This window comes from Aequorivita sp. IT1282, from assembly GCF_058068205.1.
In genome coordinates, this window is the sequence record NZ_JBYRHR010000005.1 from 246,563 (window position 1) to 272,570 (window position 26,008).

Consider the following 26,008-nt stretch of genomic DNA (forward strand, 5'->3'; position numbering starts at 1 on the left):
TAATTTGAAAATCGGGATTTGGAATTCGTTAATCAGATTTTTTCCCTTTCTCCTCGTTTGTCGTTCGTCTCTGTTTTTTATTTCAAAAATAGCTCTTTCGGATACGCCACTTTCGTTAAATACAACCCGTGGGCTGGAGCCGAAGCGCCCGCTTCTTCCCTACTTTTACTTTTTAATATAGCTTTAAAATCTTCCAAAGAAGTTTTTCCGAAACCCACATCCAATAGCGTTCCCACAATTGCACGTACCATGTTTCGCAAAAAACGATCTGCGGCGATTGTAAAAATAAGTCTATTATTTTTAGCTTCCCAATTCGCTTTTACAATTGTACAATTGTACGTTTTTACGTCGGTTTTAGAACGCGAAAAGCATTGAAAATCTCTATGCTGCAATAGCAATTCCGCAGCCTGATTCATCAAATCAACATTGGGTGCTTTTTTAATTTGAAACGCAAAATCCTGTAAAAAAGGATCTTTGCCAAGTGAAATTATATATTCGTATTCTCTTTCAATTGCATGAAAACGAGCGTGTGCGTCTTCCTTTACTTCCAAAATATTTACTATTGAAACATCTTTCGGTAGAAAGGAATTTATTCTAAAAATGAGTTTTTCAATATTTTTAATTGCATCAAAATCGAAATGCGCAAAAAGCTGTTTTGCATGCACTCCTGTATCTGTTCTTCCTGCTCCGGTGAGTTTTACCTTCTTCCGAAGCAATGTAGAAAACGTTTCCTCTAAAACCTGTTGTACGCTAATCTGCTTAGGTTGGCGCTGCCATCCAAAGTAATTTTTCCCGTTGTAGGCTATTTCAATAAAATATCGCAATTGGCTTTTTTTCAGAATCGACAAAATTACAATATACAGGCCAGCATTTATGTTATAACTTTGAAAAACTTAATACCTTCGCCAAACAACAATTCCTCCTACTTTGAAAAAGATTCTGCTCTTAAGTGATACCCACAGTTATATAGACGAAAAAATCCTGACCTACATAAAACAGGCCGATGAAGTGTGGCACGCTGGTGATATTGGCGATCTTGCAGTTACCGATGCCATCAAGAAATTAAAACCATTACGAGCCGTTTATGGCAATATTGACGGGACGGAAGCCCGAATGGAATTTCCGCTTAACAATCGATTTATGTGCGAAGGTGTTGATGTTTGGATAACCCACATTGGCGGTTATCCCGGAAAATACAACCCTTCCATTCGGCAGGAAATTTACTCCAATCCTCCTAAAATTTTTATCTGCGGCCATTCGCATATTTTAAAAGTAATGCCCGATAAAACCACAGGATTACTGCATATGAATCCCGGCGCCGTTGGCAAGCACGGATTTCAACAGGTGCGCACCATGCTTCGTTTTGAAATTGATGGTGAGAAAATCCAAAATTTAGAAGTAATTGAGTTTGCAAAATAAACTTGAGGAGGGTGACTTCGGCTCCGCTCAGAAACCGGTCATTGAGCGGAGCCGAAATGACCAACACCTATAACCTAGGTGTTTCTTTCTCGCTCAGGATTAATTCAGCAGAAGACAAAAAAAAACCCCCAAAGGTGGCATCCTTTGAGGGTCTTGCACTAATATACTAAGATTGGTTTATCGTAAACGATCAACAGATTTTACAAGATCTTCATCCCTTTTAATAGCCTTATTGGCCAGCACTAAAAATACGATAGAAATGATAGGAAGAAGAACCCCAATACCCTTCTCTGAAACTAATGTTTCTCCGGATAAAGTGAGCGATCTGTAAACGAAAACTCCCAGTAATACAAAGTTTGATACTATATTTAAACGGTTAAACACAAATTGTGTCTGCCGCTTTTTGAAACTTAAAATTGAAATTATAGCCAATGCAATTGAAACGAATATCAATCCAGAAACCACAGGCTCACTGCGTTCTACAATAACAGAACCGTCTTCACCTAAAATTACAGGAAACCACATAAACAACGCTCCCATAATAATGGCAGATATTACTAAATATATGGTTTGAATACGTTGAATCATCTTGCAAAAAACTTGAATGCGCAGCAAAAATACAGTTTCTTTTTAAAAAAAATAACAGTACTTTTTAATTTATTATTGTATTATTGCAGTATCTATTCGTAACCAGCTCAATAAAGGTTACTTAGTCTTCGAAAAACTTTCAACGTACTTATCTTCTCAAAAGGAACACATTAGTATCAACTTTAACTACAGTATTTTATACATGTTTGAAATTTCAGATTTAAAAAACAAAAAGCTACCTGAACTTCAGGATATAGCAAAAGAACTCAATGTGCCGAAATATCGCACACAAAAAAAACTAGACTTGGTGTATCAAATTCTCGATTACCAAGCCGCCAATCCTACGGCGGTAAAAGCAGTTCTAAAAGCGGACGAACCTTCCCCAGAACCAAAAAAGGAGGAAAATACTCCAGCTGCTAGCGATAATCGCGACAAGGAACAAAAACCACGTCCGCAGAAAAACGACACTAGAAACAAAAAACCATTGCCAAAAAAGCAACATCACGACAAAAAAAGTGATGATGACAAAAAGAGCGATGACGACAATAAGGGTGATGACGATAAAAAAGTTGTAACCGATAAGCGTTCTAGCAATGATAAGAGCGATAAAGGCGACAAAAAGGAAAGCGACAGAAAACCACAACACCAAAAATCGAATCCCAACGCTAACGACAACAGACAGAAAAACCAGCGCAGCGATAATCCAAATTCTGATAATCGTCAAAAACACCCAAGCCACAGACAAAAGGACGGTAATGTGCAGGACAACAGAAGTAATGGCAACAAAGATTCACGCAATCGTTACCGAGAGCCAGATTATGAATTTGACGGTATAATTGAAAGTGAAGGTGTGCTAGATATAATGCAAGATGGCTACGGCTTTTTGCGCTCTAGCGATTATAACTATTTATCATCTCCTGATGATATTTACGTTTCACAATCACAAATACGCCTTTTCGGTCTAAAAACTGGAGATACAGTTTTAGGTGAAGTACGTCCGCCGAAAGAAGGAGAAAAATATTTCCCTTTAATTAAGGTGAATAAAATAAATGGCTTAAACCCTAATGTGGTCCGCGACCGTGTTTCTTTTGAGCATTTAACGCCACTTTTCCCACAAGAAAAATTCAACCTTGCAGATAAGCAAAGTACTATTTCAACCAGAATTATAGATCTTTTTGCTCCTATAGGAAAAGGACAACGTGGCATGATTGTGTCGCAACCAAAAACTGGTAAAACCATGTTGCTGAAAGATATTGCAAATGCAATTGCAGCAAACCATCCTGAGGTTTACCAAATTATACTTTTAATTGATGAACGCCCAGAAGAGGTAACTGATATGCAACGAAATGTTCGTGGCGAAGTAGTTGCTTCAACTTTTGATAAAGAGGCTACCGAGCACGTTCGTGTTGCAAACCTAGTTATTGACAAAGCAAAACGTTTGGTAGAATGTGGCCACGATGTTGTAATTCTTTTAGATTCTATTACGCGTTTGGCTAGAGCATATAACACCGTGCAGCCTGCCAGTGGTAAAATATTGAGTGGTGGTGTAGATGCAAACGCATTACACAAACCAAAACGTTTCTTTGGTGCTGCACGTAACATTGAAAATGGTGGATCGCTAAGTATCATCGCTACGGCTTTGACTGAAACAGGATCTAAAATGGACGAAGTTATTTTCGAAGAATTTAAAGGAACTGGTAACATGGAACTTCAATTGGATAGAAAAATTTCTAACCGAAGAATTTTCCCTGCAATCGACCTTACTTCTTCAAGTACACGTCGAGATGATTTATTGCTTGATGAAAACACAATTCAACGTATGTGGGTGTTACGCAAATACCTTGCAGATATGAATCCTGTAGAAGCAATGGAATTCATTAACGACCGTATTAAACAAACCAGAAACAACGAAGAGTTTTTGATTTCGATGAACGGATAACAACTAATTATACAATAGCTAAAAAGTCCCTCAAACACAGGTTTGAGGGACTTTTTTTATTGCACAATACTTTGCTTGCCAACTTAGCATTTTATTGCTAATACAAGCTGAAACGAACCTGTAAGTTTAATATTAATCACATACTTAGCTTCATCAAGGCTATAAAACTATAACGCTTTCTTCTAAGTTTAGTGAACAAAAAAAAGCCTCAATCTTTCGATTGAGGCTTTTCTAAAAGTTATTTCCGTTTAGGAAAAAGCAATTACTGCTTAATAACTTTTTGAGTATAAGTTCCCATGTTAGTTTCAAGGTTAAGGAAGTAAACTCCTGGAGCAATTCCAGAAACATTCATTACACCATTTGAAAGAGTAACACCAGTTGTTTTACCAAGAATGCTTACTAAAGCAGAATTCTGAACTACAACATTTGAAGGAAGTCTTACATTCAATACATCAGTAGCAGGACTTGGGTATACAGAAACCATTTCGGCTAAGTTATCTCCAACAGAAAGAAGCTCGTCACCAAGAACGCTCATTACGTATTGATTGTCTGGGAAACCGATTGTAGTTGCAGTTGTAGGATCTAAAATACCACAATCTTCAGCTAATAAGTAACTATCATCATTTTCACCTGTAAGGTTAATTCCTGGGAAGTAAGTCTCGCCAGTGTTAACTCCACTGTCACCAGCATTTACTTCAAAAACAACTATAGATCCTGCAGGAATAGTAGCAACTAAAGGCTCAGTAACTACAGAAAGATCATCAGCAGAGCTACTAACGTGAGTAGTTCCTCCAATTAATGTTAATGTTGCAGTAGCTAAATCATCTGTATCAGCAGTGTAAATGTTTAAGTTGATTAATTTACCGTCGTCAGCAGTTCCCTGTCCGTATTGAACTTCAGAGATTACAAATTGACCTGTTACGCCAAAATCAGCAAGAACATAAGCTCTTAAAAAAGAGTTTTCACTGTAAGTTCCACCTGCTGAATCCCAACAAGCAACGCCACCGTCAGTAACGCTAGTTGGATCTGCAGATTGAGTAAGAAGAGTTTGAGATTGTGCTGCTAAAGTCAGCATCATTGCACTAAGCAATAAAGTAATTTTTTTCATTATACTATTTTTAAAATTATTAATAATTAACTCTGCCAAAGCTAAGAATTATATAGAAAGACAAAAAGCAATTGCAACCTCAATAAAACGAATGGGAAATTCAGTTTATATAACCCACTAGCGCCTATCTCTTTAGTGTAATCAATCATAAAAATTTTAACTTTTTTTTAGGGTTTTTTGATACGCCATTTTTCAAAAAAGTTCAGTTTAGACCATTATATTTGTCCAAATTCATCGAATTATGAAGCTTTTCTTACTGCTACTATGTTTAGGTTCTTTCGCTCCAATTCATTCACAAACACTTATTCCTTATGAAAAATCGCAAGGCACTGAAACGGAAACTTATGCGCAAATAATTGAATTCTATTCGACTTTATCGGAAAATTACCCTGCAATTTCTATATATGAAATAGGCGAAACCGATAGTGGTTTTCCGCTTCATTTGGTGGTTTTTAATCCGCAAAATTCAAATGCAAAGAAAACCAATAGCGCATTTCAAAAAAACGGCAAAAACGTATTACTTATAAATAACGGAATCCATCCTGGCGAACCCGATGGTATTGATGCCACAATGCTTTTATTTCGCGACTTTGCCGAAAACAAAATTCGCACCCCAAAAAACACAATCATTACTACAATACCTATATATAATATAGGAGGTGCGCTAAGTAGAAATAGCACCACCCGCACCAATCAAGACGGCCCCGAGGAATACGGATTTCGCGGCAACGCACGAAATTATGATTTGAATCGTGATTTTATAAAAGCCGACACTAAAAACGCGAGAGCTTTTGCCGAAATATTCCACTGGTTAAATCCTGAGTTGTTTATTGACAATCACGTTAGCAATGGTGCTGATTACCAATACGCGCTTACCCATCTTTTTACACAACATAATAAATTAGGCGGTACTTTGGGAGACTATCTTCACAATTCATTGATGCCGCAATTGGAAGATTCGCTTCATCAAAAACAATGGGACATTACCCCATATGTAAATGTATTTAACCAAGTGCCAGATAATGGTTTCACGCAGTTTATGGATTCGCCGCGCTATTCAACAGGGTATACTACATTATTCAATACTTTGGGAATGATGGTGGAAACACATATGCTAAAAACCTATAAACAAAGGGTTGATGGAACTTACGAATTGATGAAATCTTTTATAAATATTGTAGATGTTGATGCCGAAAAAATTAAAACACTTCGGAAAAACTATTTCGAAAAATATAAAGTTGGAAACCACTACCCTATTACTTGGGAAGTAGATTCGTTAAAAACAACTACACTTTCATTTAAAGGTTTTGAAGGAAAAATGGTGCCGAGCAACATCACGGGTGCAGAGCGATTAAAGTACTTCCGCGACAAGCCATTTACAAAAGACGTTACCTATTATAATCATTTTAAACCAGCAGATTCTGTAACAATTCCCTTTGCTTACGTTATTCCAAAAGGCTATTGGAATGTAATTGAATTACTAAAACTCAATAAAATTGAATTTTCAGAAATTAAAAACGACTCCACTATTTCTGCTCAAGTATATCGAATAAAAAATTACGAAACAGTAAAGAATGCATACGAAGGACATTATTTACATTATAAAACTGAAGTTGCAAAAAGAACAGAAAATGTGGTGCTACGAAAAGGCGATATATTAATAAAAACGCAGCAACCTGGCGTGCGTTACCTCTTGGAAACACTAGAACCATCGGCCCCGGACTCATTTTTTAATTGGAATTTTTTCGATGCAATTCTACAGCAAAAGGAAGGTTTTTCGCCCTACGTTTGGGAAGATATAGCTGAAAAGTTTTTAGCAGATAATCCGAAGATTAAAACAGCATTCGAAACTAAAAAAAGCAACGAACCCGATTTTGCGAAAAATTGGTATTTGCAATTAGACTGGATTCATAAACAATCGCCCTATTATGAAAAATCACACCTCCGTTATCCTATCGTTCGGGTGGCTCGTTAGATATTCTTTCGGGAAAATTAGCTTTATATTCTCGTAGGAATCTTGCAATGCCTTTTGCGATTTTTCGAAGTTTTTCCACTTCACTTTTTTAATACCCTCTTGTGGCTCGGGAATCAACGGCCCTTCGTAATCGCTGAACATTTCGTACCAATAGGTTATCTTCAACCTAAACTTATCGTTGCGGGTAAAAACGTGATAGGTCGTCATTATAAACTCGCGGATTTCTAAATCTTGAACTCCAGTTTCTTCAATAACTTCGCGTTTTGCAGCTTCGCGATGGGTTTCGCCTTTTTCAATTTTTCCTTTCGGAAGGTCCCATTTTTTGTTTCGGCGGATAAAAAGAATTTCCTTTTTGCTGTTATAAACCAAACCACCTGCAGCCTCTACAACCTTTATCTTCTTCCGAAGAAAGCGTTCCAGTTTCTCTGCATTTTTGTGATATAAATTCACATATAGCAGCTCGCCGTTGTTTATTTTCTTCACCAATTTTTTAAAACGCGCTTGTTTTAAAGGAATGGTGGTGTAATGCTCCCCAATATTTTTTTCTGTTGACAGAATAATGGGGATATCTTTTACAAAAACTTTATACATTTGCACTATGATATTAAACAAAGAAACGGCCAAAAAAACCGCTGGATTATTATTGCAAATTAATGCAATTAAATTGCAACCACAAAACCCTTTTACTTGGGCTTCTGGATGGAAATCTCCAATTTACTGCGATAATCGAATCACACTTTCCTACCCTGACATACGAAATTACATCCGCGAAAACCTTGCAAAACAAATTGTAGAGCTTTACGGAAAGCCCGAAATGATTGCAGGTGTGGCTACTGGAGCAATTGGAATTGGCGTGTTAGTTGCCGATTATTTAAACGTTCCTTTTTGTTATGTTCGGCCCGAAGCAAAAGGCCACGGACGCCAAAATAAAATTGAAGGTTATTTAGCACCAAACACCAATGTTATTGTTGTGGAAGACTTGATAAGCACCGGAAAAAGCAGCTTAATGGCTGTTGAAGCACTAAAAGAAGCCAATGCCAATGTAAAAGGCATGTTAGCTATTTTTAGCTACGGTTTTAAAACTGCGGAAGACAATTTTAAAAATGCAGACGTTACTTTAAACACTTTAAGCAACTACCAAATGTTAGTTGAAGAAGCCGAAAATTCTAAATATATAAATGCCGAAGAGGCTAAGTTACTGGGAGAATGGCGCAATAGTCCTGAAACTTGGGGACAGTAATTCAAGATTTAAAGTTGAATGCTAAGTACCGCCGAAGTAATTTAGGGTTCCAAACAAAAAACAATAATAATTATTAAGAAATAGTTTAGATGAAATTAAACAGCAAAAAAGTAACCGTTCAAAAATCAGCTCCAGAACTTTGTGATTTTTTGACAGATGTTAAAAATTTTGAAAAACTAATGCCCGAGAACATTAGCAAATTTGAAGTGATACGAGACAACGCATTTGTTTTTGGCTTAAAAGGAATGCCCGAAATTGCATTGGAAGTTAAAGAAGTTGAAAAACCAAACAAAGTTGTTTTAGGTGCTATTAGCGATAAAATTCCTTTTACGTTGATTGCAAATATTACTGAAGTTTCTGAAAGCACTGCAACGGTTGAACTACTTTTTGAAGGTGAATTCAATACTATGATGGCTATGATGATAAAAGGGCCAATCACTAAATTTATTGACACGCTTGTCTCAAATATGGAGCAGGTTTAGCTTTAATTTCTCTTTATATTTAAACTTCGGTTTCTGAGCGGAGCCGAAGGATAGTTTCAATAAATTAGTTTCACTTCTTTTAGTTGAAATTTCTGTTCAGCATTATCTTCAGTTTCTACCAAAAGCTCCCCAATATCTGAAACACCTTTTATAATTCCGTTAAAATGTAAACCTTCGGGTGTTTCAAACACTGAAATGATATTTTTTCGGAATAAATCGTTTTCATATAGTTGCTTTATTTCAGAAAAATTGGCTTTAGAAAGATTTTCTAAATTACTGTATACAGCTTTCAAAATTGTATGTAATACTTCTTCTAATTGAAAAGTATCTCCAGATTCAAGCTTCATTGAACTTGCTTGCGACAGATTTGGAAAATCTGTTTCATTTACATTTATTCCAATTCCAATTATTGAATATTTCACATAACTGCCTTCCAGCACGTTTTCAATTAAAATACCGCCAATTTTCGTTTTGGCTGACAATATGTCGTTAGGCCATTTAATAGTAACATTCGGTACATTTAACTTGGCAATTGAGTCGGCAATAGCCAAAGAAACAGCTGCCGAAATTATAAATTGATCTTCGGCAAATAGGCCTTCAAAAGCTTTAAACATGCTGAATGTTAGGCTCTGACCCTCTCGAGACAACCAACCATTACCCATTTGCCCACGACCCGAAAGTTGGTTTTCTGTCACGACTACGGTTTCATCCATTATGGACGTTTCTTTTGCCAACTGCTTTAAGTAAGTATTGGTAGAATCGATGGCATTAAGTTTGATTATATTCAAAAGGATAAATATGTTTAGTATTACGTCTTTAAAGGCGGTTCAAGAAACAAAAAAGTAATAACTTTGCGAAATAGAAAAGAAAAATAATTAATGCAGAAAAATCAAGCAGGAACAGATCAACTTATTGCCCAAATAATAAGAGGGATAGAAGATGTAAAAGGACAAGATATAGAAATACTTGACTTAAGAGATATAGAAAATACCGTTTGTGACTATTTTATAATCTGCAATGGTACCTCAAACACACAGGTAAACGCCATTGTAAATTCCGTTCAAAAATCAGTAAGCAAAGCTTTAAAAGAAAAACCGTGGCACGTTGAAGGCAGCGACAACTCGGAGTGGGTACTTATGGATTACGTACACGTAGTTGTACACGTTTTCCAAAAGCACATTCGCGAGTTTTATGATATTGAAGGACTTTGGGGCGATGCAAAATCGGTTAAAATAGAAACAACACTTTAAAAAACATACAAGCCTTATGGCCGAAGAAAAGAAAAGTAAAAAGAGCGATTCAAAGAAACCAAAACCTAATTATTATTGGATCTATGCAGCAATAATTCTGTTGTTTTTTGGAATCCAAATTTTTGGTGGTGGCAGTTGGTCGCAACCAGAAAAGACGAATCAAGCCCAATTTGAAGAATTTCTGAAAAATGGTGATGTTGAAAAGGTTGATTTAATAAATAAAAAGATTGCCAAGGTATATCTTACCACAGAGGCTAAGGCTAAAGAAGTTCATTCCAAAAAAGAAGAAACTCCGGCCTTTTTGGCTCCAGGCCCAAATGATCCTGATTATCAGTTTGAATTTGGAGATTTGCAAAATTTTGAAAATTCGTTTAAAACTATAAAAGCGGAGAATGGCCTAACCACGAAAATGGAATGGCATACAGACTCCAATGTTTGGGGCGATATACTAATGGGCATTTTACCATTTGTAATCATTATTGCCATTTGGATTTTCATTATGCGCCGAATGTCTTCGGGTGGCGGCGGTGGCGCTGGCGGTCAACTTTTCAATATTGGGAAGTCGAAAGCAAAATTATTTGATGAAAAGACTGACGTAAAAACCTCTTTTAAAGATGTTGCAGGTCTTGAAGGCGCAAAAGAAGAAGTACAAGAAATTGTAGATTTCCTAAAACAACCTGAAAAATACACTTCATTAGGTGGTAAAATTCCGAAAGGTGCATTGTTGGTAGGTCCTCCGGGAACTGGTAAAACATTGCTGGCAAAAGCCGTAGCCGGTGAAGCTAAAGTGCCTTTCTTTTCACTTTCTGGTTCAGATTTTGTTGAAATGTTTGTAGGTGTGGGCGCATCACGTGTTCGTGACTTATTTAAACAAGCGAAAGAAAAATCGCCAGCAATTATCTTTATTGACGAAATAGATGCCATTGGTCGTGCTCGTGGAAAAAACAATTTCTCCGGTAGTAACGATGAGCGTGAAAATACATTAAACCAATTATTGACAGAAATGGATGGTTTTGGCACCAATACAAATGTAATTGTATTGGCAGCTACAAACCGCGCCGATGTGTTGGACAAAGCTTTAATGCGTGCGGGACGTTTTGATAGACAGATTTATGTAGATCTTCCAGATGTTCGCGAACGTAAAGAAATATTTGAAGTTCACTTACGTCCCATTAAAAAGGATGACAACTTAGATACAGATTTTCTTTCAAAACAAACACCTGGTTTTTCTGGAGCAGATATTGCGAATGTTTGTAACGAAGCAGCTTTAATTGCCGCAAGAAACGGTAAAAAATCTGTGGGTAAACAAGACTTCCTAGATGCAGTTGACAGAATTGTAGGCGGACTTGAAAAGAAAAACAAAATAATGACAGTGGCCGAAAAACGCGCCATTGCATATCACGAAGCTGGTCACGCAACGGTAAGCTGGATGCTAGAGCACGCTGCTCCATTGGTAAAAGTAACTATCGTTCCTCGTGGGCAATCTTTGGGTGCAGCTTGGTATTTACCAGAAGAAAGACTTATTATTCACCCAGAACAGATGCTTGACGAAATGTGTGCAGCTCTTGGTGGTCGTGCTGCAGAAAAAGTTATTTTTAATAGAATTTCTACCGGTGCATTAAGCGATCTTGAAAAAGTAACCAAACAAGCCCGCGCTATGGTAACTATTTATGGCTTGAATGACAAAATAGGTAACCTAACTTATTACGATAGCAGCGGACAGAATGAGTATAATTTCTCTAAGCCTTACAGCGAGAAAACTGCAGAATTAATAGACAAAGAAATATCTGCACTAATAGAAGGTCAGTACCAACGTGCTGTACAACTTTTAGAAGACAACAAAGATAAATTGACCGAGTTGGCCAACGTGCTTCTTGAAAAAGAAGTAATATTCAAAGACAATCTTCAAAAAATATTTGGAGACCGTCCGTTCGATGTGCCAGAAGAAGTACCGAGAGTGGCAACAACTTAATTGTTGCCATTTTCAGTTTGCGGTCGAAACTTTACTTTGCAGGTGTTACTACTTCAATATAGATTTTATATATTTGAAGTATAACATGTATAAAAACTTCTCAATTCACTATAAATGAGTCTATTTAAAAGACTTTTAAATCCCAATTATAAGAAGTCGGAAGAGAAGGCTAAGAAAGCCGACAAAACCGACCAAAGTAGTTATTACCCAGAGCAAAAACTTCCGATCGACGAGAAATTCACTTTCAACTTCAAAAACAATGGAGGCAAGTTTATTTACTGTGAAAATTGGGAAGAAGTTACCGAAGCTTTTGATAATATATTGCTTGAAAACGATTGGTACGAACAAGATGTATTCTGTGTCAACGAACAGCTGTGTCAAAAATTTGATGGTTTCAACCTCAACTTTGGCAAGTCTGCAGAGTCTACATTTTTTCTATCTAGCTGCGAATCGCTAATTGCGAACAATGGCTCCATTTTACTTTCATCAAATCAAATAAAGGAGAAGAAGTTGAAAGAATTACCTTTCAACGTAATTATTTTTGCAACCACTAGTCAGTTTGTAGACACTATTAGTGAAGGATTGCGAACCATTAAAAACCAAAGTTCTAACTATATTCCTAGTAACATCACTACTATTCAAGACTTTGAAACTGAAAAAGAAAAGGATTTTATGAGTTATGGAAGTAGCACAAAAAACCTATATTTGTTGCTACTGGAAGACTTATAATATGAAGGAAATTCTCATACGGACCCTGTCGGGCGTATTATACATTTCGATCATCATTTTTGCAATGTTCACCTCGCGCGAGTGGTTTATGGGGCTTTTCTTTGTACTTGGAATTATCACCTTAAGCGAATTTTTAAAGCTTGTACATCTAACCAGTTATCTCGCGTACTTTCTACTTGCCGCGGGATTTTATTTTTTAAGTTATTCGGTTTTTTCAGACAATGCAATTTATCTACTCCTAATTTTAAGTGGTTTTGTAAATCTGTTTCTATTAAAGGACGTACTTTGGACAAGTAAAATACCAATGTTCGAAAAGAAAAAATACATAACTGTAATTTTCTACATCATTAGCGGCTTTGTGTTTCTTACGCTTATTCCTATAATGAATATAAACGGTAAATTTATGCCCGAAATAATCGTGGCAGTTTTTATACTAATTTGGAGTAATGATACTTTTGCTTTCCTTATTGGCAAGAACTTTGGAAAACATAAACTCTTAGAACGTATTTCACCAAAGAAAACTATTGAAGGTTTTGTAGGCGGTTTAATAGGGGCTCTTTTGGCAGGATTTATTATCTTTAAAGTATTGCAAATCAACTTCCAGTTCGAGGCTCAAAATTACCCGTTGTGGGTTTGGATAACGCTGGCAGTTATTGTAGCCGTTTTTGGCACAATTGGCGATTTAATCCAATCAAAGTTTAAAAGACAGGCAGGGGTAAAAGATAGCGGAATTATTATGCCCGGTCACGGCGGGTTGTACGATAGGCTTGACAGCATTATTTACGCCAGTCCATTTGTTTATGCATTTTTATTAATTGTTGACAATGTTTCATAAAGAAGGATTCAAAATTATTTTTATAGCGCTGGTAGTAGTTATCGGGCTAAGCCTTTTGGCAAATGTATTTGTTGAACACCCTACAATTCGTGGCGGAGTTATTATTTCCTTAATTATTCTTTTATTACTGGTTTTGCAGTTCTTTAGAAACCCAAAACGCAATTTTTTAATCCATCCAGACCAAGTGATTTCATCTGTTGATGGCAAGGTTGTGGTTATTGAAGAAGTATTTGAAAAGGAATATTTCAAAGATAAAAGAATGCAGGTTTCTGTATTTATGAGTCCAATAAATGTTCACATTACGCGCTATCCTGTAGCTGGAAAAATAGTTTATAGCAAGTACCACCCTGGAAAATATCTAGTGGCGTGGCACCCGAAGTCTTCCGAAGAAAATGAACGTACCACAGTTGTGGTAAAGAATGATGCGTTTGGCGAAATTTTATTCCGTCAGATTGCAGGCGCATTGGCCAAACGAATTGTAAATTATGCCGAAGTTGACCAAGAAGTAGATCAAGCGTCGGACAGTGGTTTTATAAAATTTGGATCGCGAGTAGATATTTTTCTTCCGCTAGACGCAAAAATAAAAGTAGTCCTAAACCAAAAAGTTAAAGGAGGAATCTCGATAATCGCTGAAAAATAATGACTTCTGAAGAGTTAGATATCACTTTTAAAAATGCTGTAAAAAGCATTAACGACCACAAGGACCCTTTTCCTGCTGATGTTTTGTTGCGACTGTATGCGTATTACAAACGCGCTACAAATGAAGCCCACCAGCCCAGCGGCAGAAAACCGCACATTTCTGCATTTAAAACCAATGCGCTTTTCCAAACTCGTGGACTAACGACAGATGAGGCCAAAGAGCTTTATATTGAAGCTGTAAATCAATATTTTTTATACCGAAAATAAACTAGGCCTGCTGTGCCTTGTTGAATTTTATTTCGTAATCTTCGATTGCTTCTTTAATTTTCTCCACATTTTCTGAAGACTTTTGATGAGCTGCTTCCATAGCCTTTTCAAGGTCGGAATCCGGATGCTGAAAAAGGTCTGTGATTACGTGGTTAATTTTGTCGATAATACTTCTCTGACTGTTTTTAATGTCTTCCAATTTGTGAAGCATAGATTGCATTTCGACATACTTTGATTGATCCATAATTATTTTATTTTCATACAAGTTACGAACAAGCACGCTTCTTTTAAAAATAATTAACCTTCATTTTGAGTAATTTAGGAATTTTTAACTGAGATTAAATAAATATAATGCCTTAAATTAGCAAGCACAATAACAGGTGGAAAGATCGGTTACAACTAAATAAAATTGTGAATTATGGATATCGCGGCTAAAAAATATAAATTGATAGAACGCTTAATGACCGTGATGAGCCCCGAAAAATTACAAAAAGTTGATGATTTTCTAACAGCTGAAATATTCAACGAAGATGATTATATTGTTTCTGAAGCGCATAAAGAAATATTAGACGAGCGGCTTAAAAAGCACAACAATAATCCCCAAACTGGCAGATCAATTGAAGAAATAGAGACCGAACTTAGCCAAAAATATGGCTTATAAATTGATCGTAAAACCGGAAGCAGATTTCGAAATGTTCGAAGCTATAAATTGGTACGTGAACAAAGACATGAATCTAGGGTTACGGTTTGCCGCAGAATTAAAAAGCACACTTCACTACATTAAATTGCAGCCTGAGAACTTTCAAAAAAAATATCGAAATATCAGGATTTGCTTCACAAAAACATTTCCGTACGGGATACATTATATAATTGAAGAAAATGCCATATACGTATTGGCCATTCTTCACACCAGTAGAAATCCAAGAAAAGAAATAGCTAGCTATTTTATTTCAATCCCTGGAGACTTGCCTTTAACGTTTCAATCTTCGCCAAAGCATCTGCTTCTTTTTGTTTTTCTAAGGCTACAACTTGTTCTGGAGCACCGCTTACGAAACGTTCGTTTTTAAGCTTGCCCTGTACGCTTTTTAAGAAACCTTCAGTATATTTCAACTCTTCAGAAAGTTTTGCTATTTCTTCTTCAACGTTTATAGCGCCAGCAATTGGGATGAAATATTCATTACTTTTTACACGGAAAGTTAATGCGCCATCCAGTTTTTCTGAAATGTAATTTAATTCTGAAATATTCCCGAGTTTTGAAATCACAGCATCAAATTCCTTTGAAGCATTATCATTATTTAAAACTGAAAGCTGAATTGTATCTTTAAATGAAATATTTTTCTCTTTTCGAATAGTTCTAATTCCAGAAATAACTTCGGAAGCAAATTCGAAATCTTTAATAATCTTTTCGTCGAAAGTTTCAAACTTTGGCCATTCAGAAATTATCAACGCTTCCGAAATATCGCGCTGGGTAATGTGCTGCCAAATTTCTTCAGAAATAAAAGGAACAAAAGGATGAAGCACTTTCAAGTTATCCTCCAAAACTGAAATAACTTCCAAATAAGTTTTTTCTGAAATCTTTTCGCCAAAAGGTGGTTTTACCATTTCTAATAGCCAAGAGCAGAAATCGTCCCAAACCAACTTATAAGTAGACATTAAAGCATCGCTAATTCGGTATTTACCGTAATGATCTTCAATTTCGGCAAGGGTTTTTTGAAATTTACTGCGGTACCATTGTAATGCAATTATGTCGCTTTGCGATTGTTCTTTTTCCAATGAAACTTCCCAACCATCAATTAATCTGTAAGCGTTCCAAATTTTATTTACGAAGCCACTCCCCTGTTTGCAAAGGTCTTCTTCAAACATTAAATCGTTTCCCGCTGGCGAACTAAGAAGCATCCCTACACGTACGCCATCGGCGCCATAGGTTTCCATCAAATCGATTGGATCTGGAGAGTTACCCAAAGATTTACTCATCTTTCTGCGCTGCTTATCGCGAACGATTCCGGTTAAGTAAACATTTGTGAATGGTTTTTCGTTTCTATATTCATAACCCGCGATAATCATTCGTGCTACCCAGAAAAATAATATTTCGGGAGCGGTTACCAAATCGTTGGTTGGATAGTAATAATTTATTTCTTTATTGTCAGGCTCCAAGATTCCGTTGAAAACGCTGATTGGCCATAGCCAAGATGAGAACCAAGTATCTAGTGCATCTGGGTCTTGTTTTAAGTTTTCGGCCGTAAGTTGTGGGTTGTTGGTTTTTTCTTGAGCTAGCTTTAAAGCTTCGTTCATATTTTCAGCAACCACAAAATCTTCTTTTCCGTCGCCATAGAAATATGCGGGAATTTGTTGTCCCCACCAAAGCTGGCGAGAAATATTCCAGTCGCGCACGTTTTCCATCCAGTGGCGGTAGGTATTTATAAATTTTTCGGGAACAAGATGCACTTCTTTGTCAAGTACTGCATCCAATGCTGGTTGCGCTAGTTCCTTCATTTTAAGAAACCATTGATCGCTCAATTTTGGTTCAATAACAGCACCAGTTCTCTCACTCGTACCTACTTTGTGCATATGGGTTTCAATTTTTGAAACCACGCCCATTTCTTCAAGTTCCTTTACAATTTCCTTACGTACCACAAAACGGTCTTTGCCTTCATAATGAAGACCGAAACTGTTTAAAGTTCCATTATCGTTAAGAATATCTATTATTTCAAGATTGTGTTTATCGCCCAACATTTTATCATTCTCGTCGTGGGCGGGAGTAACTTTTAAACAACCTGTTCCAAATTCAACATCTACATATTCGTCTTCAATTATAGGAATAACACGGTTGCAAACAGGAACGATTGCTTTTTTACCGCGAAGGTGTGCAAAGCGTTCATCATTCGGGTTAATACAAATTGCAGTATCGCCCAAAATGGTTTCTGGACGCGTAGTGGCGATTGTTAAAGTGTCGTCGCTACCATCAATTTTATAGTTTAAGTAATAAAGATTACCTTGTTTTTCTTCGTAAATAACCTCTTCATCAGAAAGCGTTGTTTTTGCCTGCGGATCCCAATTAACCATTCGGAAACCACGATATATATTTCCTTTTCGGTATAAATCTACAAATACCTTTATCACCGAGGCTGACATTTCTTCATCCATGGTAAACTTAGTTCGTTCCCAATCGCAGGAAGCGCCAAGTTTTTTTAATTGTTCTAGGATAATTCCGCCGTGTTTATGCGTCCATTCCCAAGCATGTTCTAAAAATTCTTCGCGAGAAAGGTTCGCTTTATCTATTCCATCTGCTTTTAGCTTCGCAACAACTTTTGCTTCTGTAGCAATAGAAGCGTGATCTGTACCAGGCACCCAACAAGCGTTAAAGCCCTGTAAACGTGCTCGACGTATTAAAACATCTTGCAGGGTGTTGTTGAGCATATGCCCCATATGTAGGACACCTGTAACGTTCGGTGGAGGTATGACGATGGTGTATGGCGTTCTTTCGTCAACTTCAGAATGGAAATAACGGTTTTCCATCCAGTAGTTATACCACTTGTTTTCAATTTCTTTTGAATTATATTTTGCTTCTAAAGCCATACATTGGTCTGGTATTTGTGTAATATGCTGCAAAAGTAATTATAACTAAAGGATAATAAAAGTGAATAAGTTATTTTGCTCATTGTTCAAAAGTTATATACTTTAGCAGATATTAAAAATATAAAATCATGAAAAAATTAGCTCTTATGGCTCTTGTTGCCTTTATCGGTTTTGCCGCTCAGGCGCAACAAGCAAAAATCAGTTTCAAGGAAGACACCGTGGATTACGGTACTATTGCAAAAGGTAGTGACGGAGTTCGTGTATTTGAATTCACTAATACTGGCGATGCCCCGCTTATTATTAGTGATGTAAAATCCAGCTGTGGCTGTACGGTACCTAAAAAACCGGATGGACCTATTGCACCCGGTGCAAGTAGTACCATTCAAGTAAAGTACGACACAAACCGTGTTGGGCCGATTAGAAAAACTATTACAGTTTATTCTAACGCCAGCGAACCAATGGTTGCTTTAAAAATTAAAGGTGAAGTAATGAATGATTCGTCAAGTGTGCTGGAAAAAAGCTAGAAAACTTTACTTATTATAAATCAAATCCGGTGGAAGCAAATTGCTTTTACCGGATTTTTTTTAGAATACACTTTTTAGATAAAACTTCACCTTATTAATGTAACCCCCTCTTTTTACTTCCATAGATACTCTTTTACCTTCATCTGTGGAAAACATGGCTATTAACTCGTATAATTTGAATTGATAACAAGGCTTCCCGTTAATAGTAATAATTTCATCTCCATTTTGAATCCCTGCTAATGCCGCGGGAGAGTCTTTGCGCACATCTACCACAACATATTTCGGCACAAGTGAAAAGTGAACTTCCGTAGTAATGGAAATACTATTCATTGTTAAACTCTCATTATAGTTTTCCCGATTTGTATTAACAGAGGCTTGGCGTTCTTCCCTTATAAGTTCTACACCTTCGTGCTCTAAAGTTAAACCACTCATATTATAATTGAAAGGTTCATTAAATTTTCGGTTTTTCTTGAAGCGCACCAACTGGTTGCCATAGTCGAAAGTTACTGTAAACCGACTCAGAAAACCACCACCAACACTGCCATCACGCTCTTCATAATAACGCGCTTTCCGAATAGCATCCTCTTCAGGAAAGGAGGTGTTTACATCGTTTAAGTGAAAACTCCCAACGGACAAACCTGGAATTCTAGTACGCTTACCGAAAATGTTACCACTAAGTCCGAGGCCTAAAAAATCATTAAAATAATTCTTGGGAGATTCTTTTATAAAATCGCGATTGTCAAAAATCCACATTACGTCACTCGAGCCAGAATCTACTAATAGCGTAACTTTTTCCTTTAAATTTTCAGATTCAATTAATAGCGAAATATAGGGTTTCCCACCCACAAAATTTAGCGGTAAATCTTCACATTTTTTGCAAGGCTTCAACGTGTATTTCTTAGAATTATAAATAGTTATAATTTGCGTTGAATAATTAATCTTCACAATAAAATTCTTAAAAAACTCATTACCTAAAATGCCGTGCACCGGAATTCCCATTCTTGGTGAAAAATTCAGCGAGCTATCAAAAATTATATATATTTTGTGGTTCGTGTCTATCGCGTTACCCACCTTCACTTTATTCTCCAAACTTTTTAAAGCTTCCACAGAGCCCCCAGAACCTAAACCTTGCAAAAGCACTGGTGTAGTATTACGAAGTTGAATACTATCTGCCTGTTCTAAGCTAAAAAGTATGGTAGATTTTACACCAGTATCGAGTATAAAGGAAAGTGGGGTGCCGTTAATTTCTAATTGAATTATTGGTACGTTGTTAACCAATTTAAAAGGAATTCGATCTTTCTTTTTATTGTTTAGAAGAAAAAATCCAGGTTGGGCCACTAATGAAGCAGAAAAACTAAATAAAAACCATAAGATTAGATATTTATACAAAATTTTAAGAATTACCTTGAAAACACTTGAAGGTATAAAAAAAAGGCGAATGTTGTATTGGGCACTATGGAATTATAAAATATATTTCGCAACTTTGCCTCAAAATAAACCACTATGCCTTCAGTTTCAAATAAAGGGAAACACATGCCGGAATCACCCATCCGCAAGTTGGTGCCCTACGCCGAAAAAGCGTACAAAGCAAACAAAACCGTTTATCACCTAAACATTGGTCAACCTGATATTAAATCGCCAGAAATTGCGATGGAAGCTGTGGCAAACCATAATTTGGAGATTCTTGCATACACTCGTTCCGAAGGTTCGCAGGAGTATCGCGAGAAAATTGCAAAATATTATCAAAAAAACAACATCCCCGTTGAAGCGCAGGATCTAATAGTTACCACAGGCGGAAGTGAAGCACTATTGTTTGCAATGGGCACCATCGCTGATGCTGGCGACGAAATAATTATTCCAGAACCATTTTATGCCAATTACAACGGTTTCGCAACAGCCACCGATGTAAAGATTGTTCCCGTTATTTCAAAAATTGAAGACAACTTTGCCTTACCTGCTATTGCAGAGTTTGAAAAACTTATTACTCCGAGAACAAAGGCTATCTTAATTTGTAACCCCGGAAATCCTACAGGTTATCTTTATTCTAAAGAAGAAATACAATCCTTAGCAAAACTCGTAAAAAAGCATGATTTGTACTTGGTTGCAGATGAAGTATATCGTGAGTTTACCTACGATGGCTCTAAGCACTACTCAATTCTTGAAGAAGAAAGCTTGGCAGAATATGGAATCATCATCGATTCTGTTTCCAAAAGATATAGTATGTGTGGCGCCCGTATAGGTTGTTTGGTATCCAAAAACAAAGAGGTAATTGCTACAGCGCTTAAATTTGCACAGGCACGTTTAAGTCCACCAACTTTTGCACAGATTGCCAGTGAAGCAGCACTACAAACCCCGCAGAGCTATTTTGACAATGTTAAAACAGAATATCAAGATCGCAGAAATACATTAGTGGCGGCATTAAAAGAAATTCCTGGCGTTGTTGTTGGCGAGCCTAAAGGCGCTTTTTACTGCATCGTTCAGTTGCCCGTAAAAAATAGTGATAAATTTGCGCAATGGTTGTTAGAAGATTTTGACGACAACGGCGAAACTATTATGGTTGCTCCAGCGGCAGGGTTTTACTCTACCCCGGGCGTTGGTTTAAACCAAGTACGTATTGCTTACGTTCTGAAAAAAGAAAGCCTTATTAGAGCGGTAAAAATCTTAAAAATTGCGCTTCAAAAATATAAGGATTAATGCGGGTTGAAGAAAACAAATCGCTTAAACTTTACAATACATTTGGAATAGCTAGCAATGCGCGCTATTTCTCTTCGGTGGAAACCATTGAAGAACTTAAACAGGTACTTTCCAAAAAACCTTCTGAAGAACTATTTATACTCGGCGGTGGCAGTAATATGCTGCTCACCGCCGATTTAAATGCATTTGTACTTCACGTAAATTTAAAGGGAATTGAAATTCTAAAAGAAACCGAAACTGAAGTTTTCGTAAAAGCAATGGCTGGCGAAAACTGGCACGAGTTTGTTCAGTATTGCATCGCGAAAGATTTTGGCGGGTTAGAAAACCTCTCCTTAATTCCTGGAAATGTGGGTACAGCGCCCATTCAAAATATTGGAGCTTATGGCGCGGAGTTGAAAGACACTTTCGAAAGCTGTAATACGGTTGAAATAGACACTTTAAAAGAACGAAAATTCAGCAAAGCCGAATGCGCTTTTGAATACCGAAATTCAATCTTCAAAAATGCTGCGAAGGGAAAATATATTATTACTAGCGTAACTTTTCGGCTAACAAAAAAGAATCATAAAACGAGTATTTCTTACGGCGACATTCAAAAGAATTTAGCTGAAAGAAAAATTGAAGTTCCTACTATAAAAGATATTTCAGAAGCGGTTATTGCAATTCGCCAATCAAAACTTCCAGATCCGAAAGTTTTGGGAAACAGTGGTAGTTTTTTTAAAAACCCTGTAGTTGATTCTGAAACATTTCAAGCATTCCGAAGAAATTTTCCAGAAGCACCATTTTACGAAGTTTCACCCACCGAATTTAAAATTCCGGCAGGTTGGTTAATCGAAAAAGCAGGATTTAAAGGCCAGCGTTTTGGCGAGGCAGGCGTTCATAAAAATCAAGCTTTGGTTTTGGTAAATTATGGCAACGCCACCGGAAAACAAATATGGCAGCTCGCAATGGATATTCAAAAAAAGGTAAAGGAAATGACGGGTATTTTTATTGAGCCCGAAGTAAATGTATTTTAGTTCGCGTTTAGCACACCGTCAATAATATAAACCATTCCGTTCGATCCCTCTACACCAACACTTGTAACCTTAGCACTTCCTGATTTCCCGTCAGAAAGAACTATGTCTTCACCAGATTTCGTTGCTGTTAAAGTAGTTCCTGCCAAAGTTTTTAGTTTTGCTTTTCCGCTTTTTCCAATAGCTTGCAGCAAGGTTTCTTTATCCATTTTTCCCACAACAATATGCGATTTCAGCATTTCTTCTAACTTTGCTCTGTTTTCTTGAATTGAATAGAACTTTGTGCGTTCAGCAGTTAAGGATTCCACCGCTGTATTTGATGGTCCAAAAACAGTAAATGCTCCTTCGTTTGCCAATTGATCGGTCAACGCAGCCGTTACAAGATAACTCGCAAACCTCTTCAATTGGGGTTCGTTCATTACGCGCGCCATTACACTTTGTAGCAATGCAATATCTGCCGGTGTTAAATCTTTTTTCGCTGCGCGTTTTATAGTAGTATCTACCGGCACCTGTGTAGTAACATTTTCAACATCGCTATTTTTGCTATCCTGCGTTTCGTTTTTACACGAAATAGTTAATAGAGTGAACATTGCTATGGATAAGAAAGTAATTGATTTCAGCATCGTTAAAATATTTAAAATGAAGGCTAAAAATACTTAAATTCCGAGGACAACGACAAGAAAGATTGTATTTTTGTGGCCTAATTTAAAGTGATGAAATGCCCATCACAATTTTGAATCTATAGACGGTTATTTTTTGGGCATAACAGCTACACTTTTTATCAAATATCTTTAGATATGAAACTTTTACTTATCACATTAGTATTATTATTACTTGGCGTTGCAGGTATTGCAATAAAAATTTGGGCTAAAAAAGATGGAAAATTTGCTGGAACTTGCGCTAGCCAAAGTCCGTTTTTGAATAAAGAAGGCCAAGCTTGCGGATTCTGTGGAAAAACCCCAGACCAGTTTGAAAACTGTGCAGAGGAAAGCCACAAACCAGAAGCACCGTCAGAATAATTATCAATTTCAAGAATATAAATTAAAGCGCAAACGCGCCTAACTAAAATCATCTCCCGATTAAGTTATTGGGACTTCAATCGTAAATCTTTATGGTGCTACTTTACGTTTTCGGCGCAGTTGCGTTGATTAACTGCGCTTACTACCTCCTCTTTTCGAAATTTGCTTTTCTAAAAACTGCAAAGAAAATTACTTCGGATAACCACTCTATTTCATTAATAATTTGCGCCAAAAACGAAGCCGAAAATCTTCAAAAGCACATTCCGCTTTGGCAACAACAGAATTATCCAAACTTCGATATTATACTTATCAATGATGCTTCAGTGGACGACACCTTAGAAGTAATGGAAGCTTTTGCCGAAAATGATACCCGCATTCAAATTGTAAACGTAAAAAATAACGAAGCCTTTTGGGCAAACAAAAAATATGCCCTTACATTGGGTATAAAACGTTCAAAAAACACACGACTCGTTTTCAGCGATGCCGATTGCTATCCCGCCAGTAATGAATGGTTAGCCACAATGGCCAGTAAATTTTCAAACGAAAATCAATTGGTTTTAGGCTATGGAGCTTATGAAAAGCAACCAGGATTTCTAAATAAAATGATCCGCTTTGAAACGCTGATGACAGCAGTGCAATATTTCTCGTACGCAAAAGCGGGAAATCCATATATGGGCGTGGGTAGAAACCTAGCTTATACAAGCGAATTGTTCTACGACACTAAAGGTTTTATGAGCCATATGAAAATTCCATCGGGCGATGACGATCTTTTTGTAAATGAAGCAGCAACTTCAAAAAACGTTGCTATTTGCACCGAGGCAGAAGCATTTACATATTCAATTCCGAAGAAGAAAAAGAAAAAATGGCTCACTCAAAAAAAGAGACATTATTCTACTGCCAAACTTTACAAACCCAAGCACCGTATACTTTTAGGCGCCTATTATACTTTTAATTTCCTTTTCTGGCCGCTAGCAATTATAACGCTATTTACTGAATATTGGATTTTTGGACTTGCAATAACCTTTATCAGGTTTTTAGTGCAATATATTATTATTGGCAACGCCGCAAAAAAACTAAAAGAACAAGATTTGGTTCCTTTTATTCCTTTATATGAATTGTTTTTGGTTGTAACACAATTGAGTATCTTTATTTCCAACAGAGGCGAAAAAAATTCGCGATGGAAATGACTTCAGAAGAAATAGGGCTCCAAATTGAAAAGGCGAAAAAAGGAAGGCAGGGTGCTTTCAAATTTCTCTTAGATTATTATTGGAACGAAGTTTATGGCTTTCAACTTAAAAGAGTTCGCAATGAGCACGAAGCCGAAGATATAACTATTGAAACCTTTGCAAAAGCATTCGATAAAATTGAAAAATTTGACGAAAACTACGCATTTTCTACTTGGCTTGTTACGATTTCAAAAAACATTCAGATAGACCGCTCTCGAAAAAAAAATGCCTCTATTTATTCAAACACCACAGATGCCTTTAACGAACAGGTTCACAAAATTGCCGACCACGCTCCCACTCCAGAAGACAAATTAATACGAGAGCAAAATCTCGCAGAACTTCTACGTTACATTAAGTTATTAAAACCACATTATCAGGAAGTAATTAATCTTCGTTATTTTCAGGAAATGAGTTATAATGAAATCTCCGAATCACTTGAAGAGCCGCTAAATAACGTAAAAGTACGGCTATTGAGAGCTCGAAAACTTCTTGCAGAAATTATTACGCAAAAAGATTAAAACACTCAAATTCCGAATAAAAATTCAAATTTCTAATTCCAAAAAAATGGCGTAATCCATTGGGGCGTTAGGGGGCTTTTTTTCGTACTTTTGCTTCCTATATGAGCACAGAAACTTTGGAAATTCAAAAGACACCCGGAACCTCGGGACCGAAGCCAAAATGGCTACGCGTTAAACTTCCCACCGGGAAAAAATATACCGAACTCCGCGGCTTGGTAGACAAGTATAAATTAAATACCATCTGCGCCTCTGGAAGTTGCCCAAACATGGGCGAATGTTGGGGAGAGGGTACTGCAACCTTTATGATTTTAGGGAATACTTGTACTCGTTCTTGTGGATTTTGCGGCGTAAAAACCGGAAGACCCGAAACTGTGGATTGGGACGAACCTGAAAAGGTAGCACGCTCTATTAAAATCATGAAAATTAAACACGCGGTTGTAACTTCGGTAGATCGTGATGATTTAAAAGATATGGGGTCTATAATTTGGGCCGAAACAGTAAAGGCGATTCGCAGAATGAATCCTGAAACTACTTTGGAAACTTTAATCCCAGATTTTCAAGGAAACACTCGCAACATAGATAGAATAATTGCAGTAAAACCAGAAGTGATAAGTCACAATATGGAAACTGTAAAGCGCCTAACCCGCGAAGTGCGGATACAAGCTAAATACGAACGTAGCCTTGAGGTTTTAAATTATTTGAAACTATCTGGAATGCCGCGAACCAAAAGTGGTATTATGCTCGGTTTGGGCGAAAAGGAAGACGAAGTTTTCCAAACGATGGAAGATTTAAGAAACATAGGTTTAGATATTTTAACCATCGGGCAATATTTGCAACCTTCAAAAAAACACCTTCCGGTAAAAGAATTTATTACCCCAGAGCAATTCAAAATATATGAAACCGTAGGTTTAGAGATGGGTTTCCGCCACGTAGAAAGTGGTGCTTTAGTGCGGTCTTCGTATAAAGCGCAAAAACATCTTACCTAATTAGTATTTCTG

28 protein-coding genes and 1 pseudogene are annotated in these 26,008 nt (G+C 36.9%); 20 read left to right on the plus strand and 9 right to left on the minus strand.

Translation table 11 applies throughout. From position 1 onward, the window contains the following. Window positions 1-77 precede the first annotated feature (77 nt). Window positions 78-824, minus strand: coding sequence for a tRNA pseudouridine(38-40) synthase TruA (gene truA, locus AC3RVG_RS12630; protein ID WP_489691827.1), 747 nt, complete (start codon window positions 822-824; stop codon window positions 78-80). Window positions 825-927: 103 nt separating this feature from the next. Here truA and AC3RVG_RS12635 point away from each other — a divergent pair, with 103 nt between their 5' ends. Then, a complete protein-coding gene (locus AC3RVG_RS12635; RefSeq protein WP_489691828.1) occupies window positions 928-1,419 on the plus strand; it encodes a metallophosphoesterase family protein in 492 nt (163 codons plus the stop codon). Window positions 1,420-1,596: 177 nt separating this feature from the next. Here AC3RVG_RS12635 and AC3RVG_RS12640 read toward each other — a convergent pair whose 3' ends face one another. Next, a complete protein-coding gene (locus AC3RVG_RS12640) occupies window positions 1,597-2,007 on the minus strand; it encodes a DUF4293 domain-containing protein (protein WP_489691829.1) in 411 nt (136 codons plus the stop codon). A 202-nt stretch (window positions 2,008-2,209) separates the two neighbouring features. On the opposite strand from AC3RVG_RS12640, the gene rho reads away from it, so the two are divergent. After that, window positions 2,210-3,946 carry a transcription termination factor Rho gene (rho, locus tag AC3RVG_RS12645; RefSeq protein ID WP_489691830.1) on the plus strand — a complete coding sequence of 579 codons (1,737 nt, stop codon included), beginning with the start codon at window positions 2,210-2,212 and terminating at the stop codon, window positions 3,944-3,946. Between the two features lie 262 nt (window positions 3,947-4,208). On the opposite strand, the gene AC3RVG_RS12650 is transcribed toward rho, so the two are convergent. Next, window positions 4,209-5,054, minus strand: a complete 846-nt coding sequence (locus AC3RVG_RS12650) for a T9SS type A sorting domain-containing protein (protein WP_489691831.1) — start codon at window positions 5,052-5,054, stop codon at window positions 4,209-4,211. Between the two features lie 241 nt (window positions 5,055-5,295). Between AC3RVG_RS12650 and AC3RVG_RS12655 the strand changes: the two genes are divergently transcribed. After that, window positions 5,296-7,029, plus strand: coding sequence for a M14 family metallopeptidase (locus AC3RVG_RS12655; RefSeq protein ID WP_489691832.1), 1,734 nt, complete (start codon window positions 5,296-5,298; stop codon window positions 7,027-7,029). Here the strand turns inward: AC3RVG_RS12655 and AC3RVG_RS12660 are convergent. Next, the gene (locus AC3RVG_RS12660; RefSeq protein ID WP_489691833.1) at window positions 6,991-7,620 is read right to left on the minus strand and encodes an NUDIX hydrolase; all 630 of its coding nucleotides are present in this window, start codon (window positions 7,618-7,620) and stop codon (window positions 6,991-6,993) included. The two genes, AC3RVG_RS12655 and AC3RVG_RS12660, sit on opposite strands and share 39 nt — an antisense overlap. A gap of 7 nt (window positions 7,621-7,627) precedes the next feature. On the opposite strand from AC3RVG_RS12660, the gene pyrE reads away from it, so the two are divergent. Together pyrE and AC3RVG_RS12670 are read left to right on the plus strand one after the other, a co-directional pair. Further along, window positions 7,628-8,269, plus strand: coding sequence for an orotate phosphoribosyltransferase (gene pyrE / locus AC3RVG_RS12665; protein ID WP_489691834.1), 642 nt, complete (start codon window positions 7,628-7,630; stop codon window positions 8,267-8,269). 89 nt (window positions 8,270-8,358) lie between these two features. Then, on the plus strand, window positions 8,359-8,751 hold the full coding sequence (locus tag AC3RVG_RS12670) for an SRPBCC family protein (RefSeq protein ID WP_489691835.1): 393 nt from the start codon (window positions 8,359-8,361) through the stop codon (window positions 8,749-8,751). A gap of 56 nt (window positions 8,752-8,807) precedes the next feature. On the opposite strand, the gene AC3RVG_RS12675 is transcribed toward AC3RVG_RS12670, so the two are convergent. Then, window positions 8,808-9,539: a biotin--[acetyl-CoA-carboxylase] ligase gene (locus AC3RVG_RS12675; protein ID WP_489691836.1), complete on the minus strand. Its 732-nt coding sequence runs from the start codon at window positions 9,537-9,539 to the stop codon at window positions 8,808-8,810. A gap of 90 nt (window positions 9,540-9,629) precedes the next feature. Between AC3RVG_RS12675 and rsfS the strand changes: the two genes are divergently transcribed. The 6 genes from rsfS to AC3RVG_RS12705 all read left to right on the plus strand — a co-directional run bounded on the left by rsfS (window position 9,630) and on the right by AC3RVG_RS12705 (window position 14,443). Beyond that, window positions 9,630-10,001 carry a ribosome silencing factor gene (gene rsfS / locus AC3RVG_RS12680; RefSeq protein WP_489691837.1) on the plus strand — a complete coding sequence of 124 codons (372 nt, stop codon included), beginning with the start codon at window positions 9,630-9,632 and terminating at the stop codon, window positions 9,999-10,001. A 16-nt stretch (window positions 10,002-10,017) separates the two neighbouring features. After that, window positions 10,018-11,973: an ATP-dependent zinc metalloprotease FtsH gene (gene ftsH / locus AC3RVG_RS12685; RefSeq protein WP_489691838.1), complete on the plus strand. Its 1,956-nt coding sequence runs from the start codon at window positions 10,018-10,020 to the stop codon at window positions 11,971-11,973. A 114-nt stretch (window positions 11,974-12,087) separates the two neighbouring features. Then, window positions 12,088-12,702, plus strand: coding sequence for an LUD domain-containing protein (locus AC3RVG_RS12690; protein ID WP_489691839.1), 615 nt, complete (start codon window positions 12,088-12,090; stop codon window positions 12,700-12,702). 1 nt (window position 12,703) lies between these two features. Beyond that, window positions 12,704-13,537, plus strand: a complete 834-nt coding sequence (locus AC3RVG_RS12695) for a phosphatidate cytidylyltransferase (protein WP_489691840.1) — start codon at window positions 12,704-12,706, stop codon at window positions 13,535-13,537. Beyond that, window positions 13,527-14,177 (plus strand): phosphatidylserine decarboxylase family protein, encoded by a 651-nt coding sequence (locus AC3RVG_RS12700; RefSeq protein ID WP_489691841.1) that lies wholly within the window; start codon window positions 13,527-13,529, stop codon window positions 14,175-14,177. The genes AC3RVG_RS12695 and AC3RVG_RS12700 overlap by 11 nt, the downstream gene beginning before the upstream one ends. Then, complete coding sequence (locus AC3RVG_RS12705; protein WP_489691842.1) at window positions 14,177-14,443, plus strand: acyl-CoA-binding protein; 267 nt, start codon at window positions 14,177-14,179, stop codon at window positions 14,441-14,443. The genes AC3RVG_RS12700 and AC3RVG_RS12705 overlap by 1 nt, the downstream gene beginning before the upstream one ends. Before the next feature lies 1 nt (window position 14,444). Here the strand turns inward: AC3RVG_RS12705 and AC3RVG_RS12710 are convergent, their stop codons facing one another. Further along, window positions 14,445-14,687: a hypothetical protein gene (locus tag AC3RVG_RS12710; RefSeq protein WP_489691843.1), complete on the minus strand. Its 243-nt coding sequence runs from the start codon at window positions 14,685-14,687 to the stop codon at window positions 14,445-14,447. Window positions 14,688-14,861: 174 nt separating this feature from the next. Between AC3RVG_RS12710 and AC3RVG_RS12715 the strand changes: the two genes are divergently transcribed. Together AC3RVG_RS12715 and AC3RVG_RS12720 are read left to right on the plus strand one after the other, a co-directional pair. Continuing rightward, window positions 14,862-15,104, plus strand: coding sequence for an addiction module protein (locus tag AC3RVG_RS12715; RefSeq protein WP_489691844.1), 243 nt, complete (start codon window positions 14,862-14,864; stop codon window positions 15,102-15,104). Next, window positions 15,094-15,354 (plus strand): annotated as a pseudogene (locus tag AC3RVG_RS12720) (type II toxin-antitoxin system RelE/ParE family toxin); the annotation flags it as partial. The gene AC3RVG_RS12715 and the pseudogene AC3RVG_RS12720, both read left to right, overlap by 11 nt. A gap of 34 nt (window positions 15,355-15,388) precedes the next feature. On the opposite strand, the gene AC3RVG_RS12725 reads toward AC3RVG_RS12720, so the two are convergent. Further along, the gene (locus tag AC3RVG_RS12725) at window positions 15,389-18,019 is read right to left on the minus strand and encodes a valine--tRNA ligase (RefSeq protein WP_489691845.1); all 2,631 of its coding nucleotides are present in this window, start codon (window positions 18,017-18,019) and stop codon (window positions 15,389-15,391) included. A 128-nt stretch (window positions 18,020-18,147) separates the two neighbouring features. On the opposite strand from AC3RVG_RS12725, the gene AC3RVG_RS12730 reads away from it, so the two are divergent. Then, the gene (locus AC3RVG_RS12730; RefSeq protein ID WP_489691846.1) at window positions 18,148-18,543 is read left to right on the plus strand and encodes a DUF1573 domain-containing protein; all 396 of its coding nucleotides are present in this window, start codon (window positions 18,148-18,150) and stop codon (window positions 18,541-18,543) included. A gap of 60 nt (window positions 18,544-18,603) precedes the next feature. Here the strand turns inward: AC3RVG_RS12730 and AC3RVG_RS12735 are convergent, their stop codons facing one another. Then, window positions 18,604-19,932 (minus strand): aspartyl protease family protein, encoded by a 1,329-nt coding sequence (locus tag AC3RVG_RS12735; RefSeq protein ID WP_489691847.1) that lies wholly within the window; start codon window positions 19,930-19,932, stop codon window positions 18,604-18,606. 114 nt (window positions 19,933-20,046) lie between these two features. On the opposite strand from AC3RVG_RS12735, the gene AC3RVG_RS12740 reads away from it, so the two are divergent. Both AC3RVG_RS12740 and murB read left to right on the plus strand, forming a co-directional pair. Beyond that, on the plus strand, window positions 20,047-21,237 hold the full coding sequence (locus AC3RVG_RS12740) for a pyridoxal phosphate-dependent aminotransferase (protein WP_489691848.1): 1,191 nt from the start codon (window positions 20,047-20,049) through the stop codon (window positions 21,235-21,237). Continuing rightward, entirely contained in the window at window positions 21,237-22,250 is a 1,014-nt protein-coding gene (gene murB, locus AC3RVG_RS12745) for a UDP-N-acetylmuramate dehydrogenase (protein ID WP_489691849.1), read from the plus strand. Before AC3RVG_RS12740 ends, murB begins: the two co-directional genes overlap by 1 nt. Here murB and AC3RVG_RS12750 read toward each other — a convergent pair. Further along, complete coding sequence (locus tag AC3RVG_RS12750; RefSeq protein ID WP_489691850.1) at window positions 22,247-22,870, minus strand: fasciclin domain-containing protein; 624 nt, start codon at window positions 22,868-22,870, stop codon at window positions 22,247-22,249. The genes murB and AC3RVG_RS12750 overlap by 4 nt on opposite strands. A gap of 174 nt (window positions 22,871-23,044) precedes the next feature. Between AC3RVG_RS12750 and AC3RVG_RS12755 the strand changes: the two genes are divergently transcribed. From AC3RVG_RS12755 to lipA, 4 genes are all read left to right on the plus strand, one after another. Further along, complete coding sequence (locus tag AC3RVG_RS12755) at window positions 23,045-23,266, plus strand: membrane or secreted protein (protein ID WP_489691851.1); 222 nt, start codon at window positions 23,045-23,047, stop codon at window positions 23,264-23,266. 92 nt (window positions 23,267-23,358) lie between these two features. Further along, a complete protein-coding gene (locus tag AC3RVG_RS12760) occupies window positions 23,359-24,453 on the plus strand; it encodes a glycosyltransferase (RefSeq protein WP_489691852.1) in 1,095 nt (364 codons plus the stop codon). Continuing rightward, window positions 24,444-25,010: an RNA polymerase sigma factor gene (locus AC3RVG_RS12765; protein WP_489691853.1), complete on the plus strand. Its 567-nt coding sequence runs from the start codon at window positions 24,444-24,446 to the stop codon at window positions 25,008-25,010. Before AC3RVG_RS12760 ends, AC3RVG_RS12765 begins: the two co-directional genes overlap by 10 nt. Before the next feature lie 101 nt (window positions 25,011-25,111). Continuing rightward, window positions 25,112-25,996, plus strand: a complete 885-nt coding sequence (gene lipA / locus AC3RVG_RS12770) for a lipoyl synthase (RefSeq protein ID WP_489691854.1) — start codon at window positions 25,112-25,114, stop codon at window positions 25,994-25,996. The last annotated feature ends 12 nt before the right edge of the window (window positions 25,997-26,008 follow it).